The organism is Butyrivibrio proteoclasticus (assembly GCF_900115735.1).
In the GTDB taxonomy this organism is placed as follows: Bacteria; Bacillota; Clostridia; order Lachnospirales; family Lachnospiraceae; genus Butyrivibrio; species Butyrivibrio proteoclasticus_B.
This window is the reverse complement of record NZ_FOXO01000006.1, coordinates 127,415-140,712: the sequence shown is the minus strand read 5'-3', so window position 1 is coordinate 140,712 and position 13,298 is coordinate 127,415. Positions and strand designations below refer to the sequence as shown.

Sequence of the window (13,298 nt, the reverse complement as noted above, 5' to 3'; positions counted from 1 at the left end):
GTTGACACTGTTATAATCATATCATCCTTTTAGTGATCCTATCATTACTCCTTTTTCAAAATACTTTTGCATCACTGCATACAGAATTACTACAGGGCCAGTAGCCACAACTATGATGCAGTATTTTGCTACATTGGCAATCCTTGTCGCTTCTGCCATTGATGCTGCACTGTCTGCCATTGAGATCATATAATCTCCGGACTTGTCCACCTGAAGTGTAGCCAAAACTTCCCTTAGAACTGTTTGCAGTGGATACAGGGATCGATCTCTTAGGTACACAAGTCCTGTAAAGTAGTCATTCCACTTTGCCACGCCATAATATACCGCTAACACTGCAATGATTGTTTTACTAAGTGGCACCACCACCTGTATAAAGTATTGGAAATGCGTTGCTCCATCCAACATTGCTGCTTCATATAATTCATGCGGAATACTTGTTTGGATAAAAGTCCTTGCCACCATAAGATTCCATACGCTCACACATCCCATAAAGATTATTACGAATGGTGTGTTATAAAGCTTAATGTCTTTTAACGTAAGAAATGTAGGTATAAGTCCTCCGTTAAAAAACATTGTGAAGACAAAATAAATATTGAATAGAGCTTTCCCTTTAAACTTAGGTCTTGATAGTGTATAGGCTGCACAAAGTGTTATGGCAATGCTTAGAATTACACTTACAAAGGTGTAAATAATCGAATTGCCATAGGACCTGATCAATTCACTGTATTTGAATATCGCCTGATATCCCATCAAAGAAAAATCTACCGGATGCCAGATAACTTCTCCCCTTACAATGGCATCTGGATCTGATACAGAAGCTATAATTACCAAATACAGCGGGTATAGTATCAAAAACATTACAAGTACCCAAAATACTGTGTTAACAATTCCAAAGATTCTGTTACTTAAACTTTTCTTAAAATAGGCCGACATCTGTTAACCTCCTCGAAAGCTTATTTACAGTAATAATAAGCACAAAGTTTATTATGTTTATAAAAAGACCTATAGCCGCTGTGTACGAAAACTGACCGCTTCCAAGACCGATGTTGTAGACATATACGCCGATTATGTCAGAAGTTGGAATGTTTCCAGCTGTTTGCATTACCAGGGCTTTTTCCGTATTGCTGCTCAGAAGTCTTCCACAATCAAGCACAAGAACCATCATTATTGTAGGAAGCAGACTTGGAAGATCTATGTAGCGAATCTTCTGCCAGATGCTGGCTCCGTCAATTTCTGCCGCCTCATAAAGCGCCTGATCAACTCCTGCTAGTGATGCAATAAATAAAATCGTATTGTATCCGGCTGACTGCCATATTCCTGATATTATGTATATGGACCTGAAAGCCTCAGCACTGGACATGTAGTCGACAGCATTCAGCCCTGCAAATCCTCTTATGATATTGAGGATTCCACTTGTGGGCGATAAAAATATGTAAAGCATTCCTGCCAAAACAACTGTTGATATAAAATATGGAACATAGATTGTTGTCTGTATCATTTGGCGAATCTTATTTCCTTTTACCTGATTAAGAAGTATTGCCATAATAATTGGTACAGGAAAGCTCCATAACAAGTAATAGACATTGAGCAACAGAGTATTTCCCAACAAGCGCTTAAAATAATAAGCATTAAAGAAGTTTGTGAAATGTTTGAATCCCACCCATTGACTTCCTGCTATTCCACTAACTGCTTTGTAATCCTTGAACGCAATCTGGATACCATACAAAGGCAAATAGTTGAACACAAAGAAATAGATGACAGCCGGCGCTATCAAAACATAAAGCTGCCAGTTGTTCTTAAGATAAGTATGTAATTTTTTCCCCATAAAAATTAATGCACCTCCGTTCCTTTTCAAAAATCACTTTAGAAACAAACGGATACACATAATAGTCCCTTTAATTTTAACCCCTGCGAAAAGCCCTAAAACAGGGCAAAAAAAGGCAAGGGACTAAATTTTAATCCCTTGCCTTTAATATTTGCACCTGTTTTTTATTTACTGAACTGCTGCCTTAAGCTCTTCTACCTTGTTTGTCTGCTCCCAAGGAAGGTTAAGATCGTTTCGGCCAAAGTGTCCGTAGGCAGCTGTCTGCTTGTAGATAGGACGACGAAGGTCGAGCATCTTGATGATTCCTGCCGGACGAAGATCGAATACCTTGCGAACTGCCTCTGTAAGCTTCTCATCAGAAACCTTACCTGTTCCGAATGTATCTACAAGAATTGATGTAGGCTCAGCTACACCGATAGCGTATGAAAGCTGGATCTCTGCTCTGTCTGCAAGGCCTGCTGCTACGATGTTCTTTGCAACGTACCTAGCTGCGTATGCTGCAGAACGGTCAACCTTTGTGCAGTCCTTTCCTGAGAAAGCTCCGCCGCCGTGACGGGCAGCTCCGCCGTATGTATCAACGATGATCTTACGACCTGTAAGTCCTGCATCACCCTGAGGTCCACCGATAACAAAACGCCCTGTAGGATTGATGTAAATCTTAGTACCGGCATCAACCATAGCGCTGTCAACTACTGCATCAATAACGTACTTTCTGATATCCTCATGGATCTGTTCCTGAGTAACCTTCTCATCATGCTGAGTTGAGATTACGATAGCTTCGAGTCTCTTAACTTTTCCATTCTCATCATACTCAACAGAAACCTGGCTCTTACCGTCTGCTCTAAGGTAAGGAAGTGTTCCGTTCTTTCTGACTTCTGTAAGCTTCTTTGTGAGCTTGTGAGCAAGGCTGATAGCGTAAGGCATGTAATCATCTGTCTCGTTTGTAGCATAACCAAACATCATACCCTGGTCACCGGCACCGATAGCTGAAAGCTCTTCATCAGTCATCTGGTTCTCTCTTGCTTCAAGAGCTTTGTCAACGCCCATAGCGATATCAGCTGACTGCTGATCAAGAGCTACAAGTACTGCGCATGTGTTTCCATCAAATCCCTTTGATGAATCATCATAGCCGATTTCCTTGATTGTCTCACGGGCAATCTTAGCGTAGTCAACGTGAGCCTTTGTTGTGATCTCACCTGTAATAAGAACGAAACCTGTACAAGCTGCTGTCTCGCAGGCAACACGGCTCATAGGATCCTGTTCCATGCATGCATCAAGAATTGCGTCTGAAATGTTATCGCATATTTTATCAGGATGTCCTTCTGTTACTGATTCTGATGTGAAAATAAATTTATCCATATAATACCTTTCTGCGCCCTGGCGCTACATAAATGATTCTTCTGCTACACTAAACTCGAAATAACCTAGTGTACAGAAGTGGTTCGCACTAGATTCGAAAAAAAACTCATCAAGTGCTCTGCACAAAAAATCCACTCGATTTATGACGCGTGCATGTCACAAATGAGTGGAACTAATCATCACAAGTTCCTCTTATTGCTCGTAGTCCGAAACTCGGAATTGCACGCTCAGGTTGGCACCTTCCTGAATAATCAAGGGGTTGCCGTGGCTTCATAGGTCCTATGTACCTCCACCACTCTGAATAAGAGAACAATAAATTGTAAAAGCGGATATATTACTATATCCGCCTAAATATTACCTTATATGGATTATAAAATCAATAGGTCAAATGATAACATTTGTCTTATAAAAGTATAAAAAAATGATAGGCACCTATCAGAAAGCCTTATCAAAGGCATGCTCATATGTCATCAAACTATCAGATGATCTTGTCAAAAGTATCAGCAAGTGCAGGATAGATGTTCTTAAACTGCTGGTATCTTGCCTCATATTTTTCAACAAGCTCAGGATCAGGCTTCTCAGTCTTATCAACCTTAACGATTGCAACTGCTGCCTCTTCTACGCTCTTATAAGCTCCACATGCTACCATAGCAAGCATTGCGCCACCCATTCCAGGTCCTTCCTCACAGGCAGGAACATCAACTTCGATATTGAGGATGTTAGCGATCATCTTTCTCCAGAGAGGGCTCTTTGCACCGCCGCCGCAGATCATTGTTCTCTTTGGCGCAACTCCGATAGACTTTGCAACTTCATACATATCTCTTGTAGCAAAAGCAACGCCCTCAAGAACAGCCTGAGTCATATCTTCTCTTGTTGTATCCATTGTGATGCCTGTAAATGTGGCACGTGCGTTAGGATTGTTCCATGGTGATCTCTCTCCCATGAGATATGGTAAAAAGAATACGTGGTTCTCACCAAGCTTCTCAATACCCTTCTGCTCATCGGCATAATCCTTGGTCTTAAGGATTTCATCCATCCACCACTTATTGCAGCTTGCTGCGCTGAGCATGCATCCCATAAGATGGAAATGTCCGTCTGCATGATCAAAAGAATGAAGCGCATTGTTCTTATCTACTGCAAAAGAGTCAGCTGACATGAAGATTGTTCCGCTTGTTCCAAGCGAAATATTACATCTGTTGTTGCCTACTGTACCTGTTCCAACTGCAGCTGCCGCGTTGTCTCCGGCACCTGCTGCCACTACAACACCTTCATTTAAGCCAAGTTCAGAAGAGAGCTCTTTTGTAAGTTCTCCAACCTTCTCATAGCTCTCAAAGAGCTGTGGAAGCATATCCTCAGTGATATGGCAGATATCGCACATCTCCTTGGACCACTTGCGGTTCTTGACATCAAGAAGGAGCATTCCTGAAGCATCTGAATAATCTGTGCAGAATGTTCCTGTAAACTTATATGCAAGATAATCTTTTGGAAGCATTATCTTTTTGATCTTTTTGAAGTTCTCAGGCTCGTTCTCCTCAACCCAAAGGATCTTAGGAGCTGTGAAACCTGCAAATGCGATATTGGCTGTATACTCAGAAAGCTTGTCTTTTCCAATCTCGCCGTTTAAATAGTCAACCTGTTTCTGTGTTCTTCCATCGTTCCAAAGAATAGCAGGACGGATAACGTTGTCATTTTCATCAAGGATAACAAGTCCATGCATCTGACCGCCAAAGCTGATGCCTGCAACCTGCGTTTTATCCACATCCTTAAGAAGTTCCTTAAGACCATCTACAGCCTCTCTGTACCAGTCTTCAGGGTTCTGTTCTGACCATCCCGGCTGTGGGAAATACAAAGGATATTCCCTTGAAGTTGTTCCATGAATAATTCCCTTTTCATCCATAAGTACGAGCTTAACAGATGAAGTCCCCAAATCTACACCTATAAAAAACATACCTTCCTCCTAATAATTGTAAAGAATTTGTTTCTTACTCTGCTTTATCAACATCGTTGGAAAACAAAAATTCAGATTTCCACAATCATTATTATACCTTCTTTACAATCAACTATCCTTGCATATTTTGCTCTAATCTAACTAATTATTTGCATTAACTAAAAGACCACTCTGAATAATCAAAGTGGTCTTAAAATCAGTCGTTAGCATTTCCTTTAAATATCACAATGCCTTTTTTCTTGAACTTCTTTGGAGCCTCAGTAGCTGTTGCTGTCTGAACTGCCTTCGGTGCAGCCACTGGTGTCTCAGCCTTCGCAGCACTTGTAACAGGCCTCTTAACAGGAACAGCTTTTCTGGTTACTCCTGCTGCCTTTGCAACCTGATCAACAACTGAAGTTCTCTTTGGTGCAGGCTTTGAAACTTTGTCCTCAGCTTTTACCTTTGGAGCAGGTCGCTCTGCGGCTTTTGCAGCAGCTTCTGCCGCAACTTTAGCTGGATCCTGAAGCTTCATTGAAAGAGATATTCTCTTTTTATCCAGCTCAACATCAAGAACCTGAACATCTACGATATCTCCCACACTTACAGCCTCAAGAGGATGCTTAATATACTTGTCTGTGATATGTGAGATATGAACAAGTCCATCCTGGTGAACACCTATATCTACAAAACATCCAAAGTCGATTACGTTTCTGACTGTTCCCTTAAGTACCATTCCCGGCTTTAAGTCCTTCATATCAAGGACATCGCTTCTAAGGATTGGTGCAGGCATATTTTCACGAGGGTCTCTTGATGGTTTCTCAAGTTCTGAAAGGATATCTGTAAGTGTGATCTCACCGATTCCAAGTTCCTCAGCAAGTTTCTTTTTATCGGACTCGGATACTTTCTTTGACAGTGATCCTGTTGCTGGAGCTGTATTTGAAGTATTTTCAGTCGCTTTTTCCTTCTTTGAATTTGAAGATGGTGCCTCATTTTCTGTAACAGCAAGGTTACTTCCTGCAAGAGCAGCAGCCAGGGCAGCCCCCATAGCTGTGCCTGTATTCCTGATAACAACCTGCTTTACTTTTTTCTGTGGCTTTGGCTTTTCTTCCTTTTTAGCTGCAGGCTTTTCAAGTGAAGCTTTAGCTGCATTCTTCTGAGCCTGTCTTACGTCATCAAATGTGATTCCAAGCTTATCCATGAGCTTTAATGTAGCATCATAGGACTCAGGGTGAACACTTGTGGCATCGAGAGGGTTCTCACCGTCAGTGATCCTTAAGAAACCTGCACACTGCTCGTATGCCTTAGGTCCAAGCTTTGGTACATTTAAAAGCTCTGCTCTGCTGTTAAACTTACCGTTTTCTTCTCTATATTCAACAATGTTCTTTGCAATAACTTTGCTGATACCTGAAATGTACTGAAGAAGTGGAGCTGATGCTGTGTTGAGGTCTACACCAACTTTGTTAACGCAGGTCTCTACTACACCTTCAAGGGCTTCTCCAAGTTTTTTCTGGTTCATGTCGTGCTGATACTGACCAACACCGATTGACTTAGGATCGATCTTAACAAGCTCAGCCAAAGGATCCTGAAGTCTTCTGGCAATTGAAGCTGCACTACGCTGTCCTACGTCAAACTGTGGGAACTCCTCTGTAGCAAGCTTACTTGCCGAGTAAACTGAAGCACCGGCTTCACTTACAATAACGTATTGAACAGGCTTATCCAGTTCTTTTAGCAGCTCAACAATAACCTGCTCAGACTCTCTTGAAGCAGTACCGTTACCTACTGAAATAAGATCAACATCATATTTATCAATAAGCTTTTTAAGCTCAGCCTTGGCTTCCTCAACTTTGTTTTGAGGAGCTGTAGGATAGATAACCTTTGTATCAAGAACCTTTCCTGTTGCATCAACGATTGCAAGTTTGCAGCCTGTTCTGAAAGCCGGATCCCAGCCAAGTACAGTCTTGCCGGCAATAGGTGGTGCCATAAGGAGCTGAGTAAGGTTTTTGCCAAATACTGAAATAGCTCCATCCTCAGCCTTTTCTGTGAGTTCATTTCTTATATCACGCTCAATTGCAGGTGCAATGAGTCTTTCATATGCGTCCTGATTAATCTCCTTTATTACAGGAGATGTGACAGGGTTATCATTTTTAATCATCTTTTTGTCAAGGTACTGCAAGATCTGTTCTTCAGGTGCCTCAATCTTGACAACCAGGAACTTCTCTGCTTCTCCACGATTAAGAGCAAGCACTCTGTGTCCGAGAACTTTTTTAACAGGCTCTTCGTAATTGTAGTACATCTCGTACACGCTCTGAGCCTTCTCGTCCTTGGCCTTACTTGTAAGCATGCCCTGCTCCATTGTTGTTTCTCTAATATATGTTCTAAAGTCAGCGTTGTCAGAAACATCCTCGGCTATGATATCCATAGCTCCCTGAAGTGCCTCTGCAGGGTCGTTAACTCCTTTTTCCGGATCAACGAATGCTGCAGCCTCCTCCTGAAGCGGCTTGGTTGTCTCTTGTGCCAAAAGAATATTTGCAAGACCTTCAAGTCCCTTTTCTCTTGCAACGCTGGCTCTTGTTTTTCTCTTTGGTCTGTATGGAAGATAAAGATCCTCCAGAGCTACCATTGTTTCTGCAGCTATGATCTTGCTCTTAAGTTCATCAGTCATCTTGCCCTGTTCTTCGATAGAAGCAAGTACCTGCTCTCTGCGCTCTTCAAGTCCTCTTAAGTACTTAAGCCTTTCATCAAGATTACGAAGCTGCTCATCATTAAGTGAGCCCGTTACTTCCTTTCTGTAACGAGAAATAAATGGGATGGTGTTACCTTCGTCAATAAGTTTGACAGCAGCCTCTACCTGCCACTTTTCCACGTTAAGTTCTTCTTTGATCTTTAATACAATATCCATACTTTCCTCGCTTATAAAAAGCTATTTAATAATAAATTTTTGCTGAAAATTCTATAAATCAGCACACTCCCTTATTATACCAAGCATTTTGTACTGTTTTCAAGACTTACATAAAAGCACAAACATTGTAAAAAAGCGGTTAATATTGTATATTTAATATATGAAATTGTGTTCGCGAGGAGTTTTGTATGAGCGATAACGGGGATGATAAGTACTACTACAATAATTACAACTACAACAAGAGTCACAATCAGCTTGACAGTCATGTAAACATGGCAACTGTAGCTCTTGTCACAGGACTTATAGCTATTCCTCTTTGTTTTGTCATGAATATAGGAATTGTTCTTGGAGGTGTAGCAGTTGTCCTTGGCATTTTGTCCAAGGGGGCAGAGAAAAAGTTGCTTCCTCAGGCAAAGCGCGGAATTATATATGGAACTATTGGTATAGTTTTAGGTTACATTGTTTTTGTTTCATCTATGCATACTATTCTTACTGATCCTACCTACAGGCAACAGCTCAATCAGATGTCTGAGCAGATGAACGGTCAGAGTTTTGACGATCTGTTAAAAGAGCTGGGGCTTAGCGATCTGTAACAGTAATAGCTTATGCGAAAAGAGGTGCCTATGAGTATGATCGGTGCAATAGGCGGTGGATATGGAATGTTCAATGGTTATGCAGCCACTTCCACAAGTGCTGCTGAGGGCCCAAAGCCAGTCCTTAATCCAAACGAGTCTACCCAGAAAGCTCCTGGAAAAACATCATCTCCTGCAGAGTGTGAGACCTGCAAGAACCGCAAATATCAGGACGGTTCTGATGAGATGGTTTCCTTTAAGAGCGCACAACACATTGATCCTGCAGCAGCAGGTGCAAGAGTCCGCGGTCACGAGGCGGAACATGTAAGTAATGCATATAAAAAGGCAGCCCAGAACAACGGAAAAGTCTTACAGGCTTCTGTTTCCATCAAGACAGCTGTATGTCCTGAATGCGGGCGCGTTTATGTATGTGGTGGAACAACAGCCACCAAAATAAAATATGAAAACGAGGAGAATCCTTATCAGAAGGCAAGAAAGTCCATGGACAGACTATGGAGCGTGGGGAACAATGTAGATCTTGCCGGATAAGGCAGGGCTTATCATTAAAATGACTAATCTTAAATCATCAGCAGAACTTAAAGCAATCGCAAAAGAGCGCTCTCTTGAAAAATATGGAACACTTATATCAGCGGATCTTATCGTTATCATCATACAGCTGATTCTTTCTGCCATTGTCACTGTTTCCAGTTCCGGAAGCATTGTTCAGTATGTAATAAATGAGGTAATAGTGCTTATTGTAAGCATTCTTTTAGGTGTGCTTGTTTCAGGCAAGACATTCCTCTATATGAATCTGATCTATTCACAGAATGTCACCATCTCAGATCTCTTTTTCGGTTTTAAGATTTTCCCGGAAAAGGCTGTGAAAGTTCAGTCTCTGTTTGTGCTTGTAGACTTCGTTATAGGGCTTCCTGCCACATATCTTCTCTATCTGTCACAGCACAACTCTTCACCAAATCTTTTCCTGGGTACAATACTTGCTCTCTTCATAGAGCTTATAGTAAATATTTACGTTCGTCTGACTTATTCACAGGCTTTTTACCTTCTTCATGATTTCCAGGACAGAAGTGCAAAAGAGCTTTTATCTACAAGCAGACGTATCATGAAGGGCAATCGTTTTAAGCTTCTTTATCTCAATGTATCATTTATCCCGATCATGCTCCTTGGAGTGATAACTCTTTTTATCCCTCTTCTGTGGATAAATGTATATCGCAATGCTACGCTTGCAGCATTTTATCAGGACCTTATCATGCAGTATGCAAATAATACAGTAGAACACTAAAAGGATGGTATATTATGGACTTAATTGATGCAATCAAAGCTATCGATAAGCCCCACGAAGATGACATTCTAAACAGACTCTACACAACTTGGGGTGAAAACATTGATCCTTCCAATCTGTTAAAAGAATATCCTCGTCCGCAGTTCGTCCGTGATAGCTACATCAATCTCAACGGATATTGGGAATATCTTTTTGCCCCGGTTAATTCAAGAGATGAGCTTCCTTCCCGAATGGAGGGAAATATACTTGTACCTTTTTCACCGGAAGCCATCCTTTCAGGAGTCGAAAAGAAGCTCCTTCCGGACCAACTTCTGTGGTACAAAAAAAATCTCCCCTGTATTACAAGAAAATCAGCAACTTCCAGAATACTTCTGCACTTTGGGGCAGTTGACCAGTTTGCTGATGTATTTGTAAATGATTCTCTTGTCGGTTCTCACAGCGGTGGATATCTGCCATTTACAATTGATATAACTGATTTTCTTTTTTTCAAAGAGGATAAATTAAATACTTCTGATAATACTATTTACCTAAGAGTCCGCGACACAAGTGATTCATCTTACCATAGCCGCGGCAAGCAGACTTTAAAACGCGGCGGAATGTATTACACGGCTCAGAGCGGAATATGGCAAACCGTGTGGATTGAAGAGGTTCCCGAAATCTATGTAAGAGAGATCAAAATACATCCGGGTGCAGACCTTCATTCCGTGACTATAGAAGTTGCAACCAACAAGAAGGCTAACGTAACAGTAAAAATTCCAGGACACGAACTTGTGAAGTCGCCTGATTCCGATATTCATCCGGGAACAACCTTTAGTGGCGACTGGTCATTTTCGTCAGACACATATCCTACTATTGGCGTAGATCATTCTGCTGTTGCTCCTTCGTATTATAGCTTTAAATTCAAGATTGAAACTCCTCACCTGTGGAGTCCCGAGGATCCTTATCTGTATCCGATTCAGATTTTATGCGAGCAGGACCACGTAAGCTCCTATTTTGCCATGAGATCTTTTGAAGTCAAATATGATGACAGGGGAAAGTCAAGGTTCTTCTTAAACGGAAGACCATATTTCCTCATGGGAGTTTTGGATCAGGGCTACTGGCCTGACGGTCTCTACACAGCTCCATCTGATGATGCACTTATATATGACATAACTGAGATGAAGCGCCTCCATTTTAATATGATGCGCAAACATATAAAGGTTGAGTCTGCGCGTTGGTACTATCACTGCGACAGACTCGGAATGATAGTTTGGCAGGACATGGTAAGTGGCGGTTCTTCTTATGCCAAGCCCGTAGTTTCTTATCTGCCAACTCTTTTCCCTAAGGTATTCGGACGCATGTCCGACGGACCGGCCTACTACAAGACTTTCTCAAGAGGCTCGGCCGAAGGTCGCAGGGAATGGCTCGACGAGATGCAGAACACCATAAGGTATCTCTATAATGTTCCGAGTATTGCAACATGGGTACTCTTTAACGAAGGTTGGGGACAATTCAATGCTGCAAGTGCCACCATTATGGCAAAAGAGCTAGATAAGACACGCCCTGTTGATCAGGCCAGTGGATGGTTTGATGAAGGAAGTGGAGACTTTAGAAGTGTTCACAATTACTTCAGACCTCTTTCCGTGGAAAACGACCCAAACGGGCGAGCATTTGTCATATCCGAGTACGGTGGATACACTTGCCACATAGATGGCCACTCCAGCGTAGACAGAGTTTACGGCTATAAAAAATACGACACCTTAGATGAACTTGGTGTCGCATACTACAATCTTATAAATGCGGATCTAAAGCCGCTTATTCCAAAGGGCCTTGCCGGTGCAGTTTACACGCAGGTCTCCGACGTCGAAGAAGAGGTCAACGGTCTTATGACCTACGACCGCAAAATAACCAAGATAAATCCTGACATTGATCCAAACATGACAAAGAGGATCAATTCTTAAACTAAAAGCTCCCTGATGATCGGGGAGCTTTTCTTATATCATAGGAAATTGCTTCCTATGATATAAATAAGGATCAGTAAACTTCTACCTGACCTCCAAATATTCTTCGTAATTTATTCCTTACCATAATGAATGCAGGGATAAGGAATAGGTCTGCAAGAATCCATGCTGCCGGTGAAGCAAGGCATATAGCAATAAATCCAAATTTAGGAACAAGGAGAATGGCAACGACGCTTCGTCCTATCATCTCCATGACTCCCGCAAGGACGGCAAACATTGAAAAGCCCATGCCCTGAATCAGGAATCTCACTATGTTAACAAGAGCAAGAGGAACATAAAACATGCTGTTATAGAAAAGGAACATGTGAGCATTATCAAGACAGGCTGCCTCTCCTGCGTCAAGGAATATCATTGAGAACTGTCTTCCAAAGAGGGCAAGCACTACGAATGCAAGGATTGCATAGCCGCATCCAAGCTTAACTGCTGCCACAAGGCCCTGCTGAAGGTGGTCAAGCTTTTTGGCTCCGACGTTCTGACCTCCATAGGTTGCCATTGTTGAGCCAAGAGCATCAAACGGAATACAGAAGAACATTCCCACCTTACCTCCTGTTGTAACAGCAGCTGCCGCATCTGTACCAAGGGCATTGATGGCTGTCTGGAGGATAACGCTTCCAATAGCTGTTATTGAGTACTGAAGTCCCATTGGAACCCCCATATTAAACAGGATAACAAAGTGATCTTTGTCAAGCTCCCAGTCTTCTTTCCTCAAATGAAGGATATCTATCTTTTTGATTATGTATACGAGACACATTGTGCCCGCAGCCAGCTGTGAAATTACCGTAGCGAAGGCTGCTCCGAAAATCCCCCAGTGAAAAGGAATGATAAATAGAAGGTCCAATACAATATTGAGAACTGAAGCAATTATCAGATACTCTACAGGGTGCTTGGAATCTCCAAGGGCTCTTATTATGGCAGAAAGCAGATTATACATATATGTAACCGGTATTCCAAGAAAAATAACGATAATATAAATATATGCATATTCAAAGACATCTTCAGGAGTCTTCATGATAACAAGTATCTGTTTGCAGAAAACGCTGACAAAAAATGTCATTACAACTGCGAATATAGAACAAAGAATGATGGCATGTGACACGAACTTTCTCATGCTCTTATAGTCTTTTGCACCAAATCTCTGAGCTACAGGAATCGCAAATCCGTTGCAAACTCCCATGCAGAAGCCCATTATAAGGAAGTTAACAGCACCTGTTGTACCCATTCCTGTATATGCTTCTTTTCCCAAAAACCAGGATACTATCGCAGTATCTATGATGTTGTATAGCTGCTGGAAGAGCATTCCCCAGAAAAGTGACATGGCAAATCCAAAAATCAGAGACATTGGATTTCCAACTGTAAGATCTTTTATATTACTTGTCTTCTTCATAAATTACCTATTTTTCTTGAATCCTGATTCAT

10 protein-coding genes and 1 riboswitch are annotated in these 13,298 nt (G+C 41.7%); of the genes, 4 read left to right on the top strand and 6 right to left on the bottom strand.

Features of this window, described 5'->3' with window-relative positions; genetic code table 11:
- Positions 1–21: 21 nt before the first annotated feature.
- From BM146_RS05530 to BM146_RS05510, 5 genes are all read right to left on the bottom strand, one after another.
- Positions 22–933 (bottom strand): carbohydrate ABC transporter permease, encoded by a 912-nt coding sequence (locus tag BM146_RS05530; protein WP_074885549.1) that lies wholly within the window; start codon positions 931–933, stop codon positions 22–24.
- On the bottom strand, positions 917–1,825 hold the full coding sequence (locus tag BM146_RS05525; protein WP_074885547.1) for an ABC transporter permease: 909 nt from the start codon (positions 1,823–1,825) through the stop codon (positions 917–919). The genes BM146_RS05530 and BM146_RS05525 overlap by 17 nt, the downstream gene beginning before the upstream one ends.
- A 168-nt stretch (positions 1,826–1,993) precedes the next feature.
- Positions 1,994–3,184, bottom strand: coding sequence for a methionine adenosyltransferase (metK, locus tag BM146_RS05520; protein ID WP_074885544.1), 1,191 nt, complete (start codon positions 3,182–3,184; stop codon positions 1,994–1,996).
- A 189-nt stretch (positions 3,185–3,373) separates the two neighbouring features.
- Positions 3,374–3,492: riboswitch (SAM riboswitch) on the bottom strand.
- Positions 3,493–3,662: 170 nt separating this feature from the next.
- Positions 3,663–5,132, bottom strand: a complete 1,470-nt coding sequence (gene xylB / locus BM146_RS05515; protein WP_074885538.1) for a xylulokinase — start codon at positions 5,130–5,132, stop codon at positions 3,663–3,665.
- 196 nt (positions 5,133–5,328) lie between these two features.
- Positions 5,329–8,010, bottom strand: coding sequence for a Tex family protein (locus BM146_RS05510; RefSeq protein WP_074885529.1), 2,682 nt, complete (start codon positions 8,008–8,010; stop codon positions 5,329–5,331).
- Between the two features lie 188 nt (positions 8,011–8,198).
- Here BM146_RS05510 and BM146_RS05505 point away from each other — a divergent pair, with 188 nt between their 5' ends.
- From BM146_RS05505 to BM146_RS05490, 4 genes are read left to right on the top strand one after another with little or no spacing between them, the layout of a single operon-like run.
- Positions 8,199–8,603: a DUF4190 domain-containing protein gene (locus tag BM146_RS05505; RefSeq protein WP_074885525.1), complete on the top strand. Its 405-nt coding sequence runs from the start codon at positions 8,199–8,201 to the stop codon at positions 8,601–8,603.
- A gap of 30 nt (positions 8,604–8,633) precedes the next feature.
- Positions 8,634–9,131, top strand: coding sequence for a hypothetical protein (locus BM146_RS05500; RefSeq protein WP_074885523.1), 498 nt, complete (start codon positions 8,634–8,636; stop codon positions 9,129–9,131).
- Positions 9,132–9,150: 19 nt separating this feature from the next.
- Complete coding sequence (locus BM146_RS05495; protein WP_207649896.1) at positions 9,151–9,882, top strand: DUF975 family protein; 732 nt, start codon at positions 9,151–9,153, stop codon at positions 9,880–9,882.
- A 14-nt stretch (positions 9,883–9,896) separates the two neighbouring features.
- A complete protein-coding gene (locus BM146_RS05490; RefSeq protein ID WP_074885518.1) occupies positions 9,897–11,822 on the top strand; it encodes a glycoside hydrolase family 2 protein in 1,926 nt (641 codons plus the stop codon).
- Between the two features lie 73 nt (positions 11,823–11,895).
- Here BM146_RS05490 and BM146_RS05485 read toward each other — a convergent pair whose 3' ends face one another.
- Positions 11,896–13,266: an MATE family efflux transporter gene (locus BM146_RS05485; RefSeq protein WP_074885515.1), complete on the bottom strand. Its 1,371-nt coding sequence runs from the start codon at positions 13,264–13,266 to the stop codon at positions 11,896–11,898.
- Positions 13,267–13,298: the final 32 nt, after the last annotated feature.

Coding starts and splice junctions, on each gene's coding strand:
- metK (WP_074885544.1), bottom strand. CDS start 3,184: ATGGATAAATTTATTTTCACATCAGAATCAGTAACAGAAGGACATCCT.
- BM146_RS05530 (WP_074885549.1), bottom strand. CDS start 933: ATGTCGGCCTATTTTAAGAAAAGTTTAAGTAACAGAATCTTTGGAATT.
- BM146_RS05500 (WP_074885523.1), top strand. CDS start 8,634: ATGAGTATGATCGGTGCAATAGGCGGTGGATATGGAATGTTCAATGGT.
- BM146_RS05505 (WP_074885525.1), top strand. CDS start 8,199: ATGAGCGATAACGGGGATGATAAGTACTACTACAATAATTACAACTAC.
- BM146_RS05510 (WP_074885529.1), bottom strand. CDS start 8,010: ATGGATATTGTATTAAAGATCAAAGAAGAACTTAACGTGGAAAAGTGG.
- BM146_RS05525 (WP_074885547.1), bottom strand. CDS start 1,825: ATGGGGAAAAAATTACATACTTATCTTAAGAACAACTGGCAGCTTTAT.
- xylB (WP_074885538.1), bottom strand. CDS start 5,132: ATGTTTTTTATAGGTGTAGATTTGGGGACTTCATCTGTTAAGCTCGTA.
- BM146_RS05495 (WP_207649896.1), top strand. CDS start 9,151: ATGACTAATCTTAAATCATCAGCAGAACTTAAAGCAATCGCAAAAGAG.
- BM146_RS05485 (WP_074885515.1), bottom strand. CDS start 13,266: ATGAAGAAGACAAGTAATATAAAAGATCTTACAGTTGGAAATCCAATG.
- BM146_RS05490 (WP_074885518.1), top strand. CDS start 9,897: ATGGACTTAATTGATGCAATCAAAGCTATCGATAAGCCCCACGAAGAT.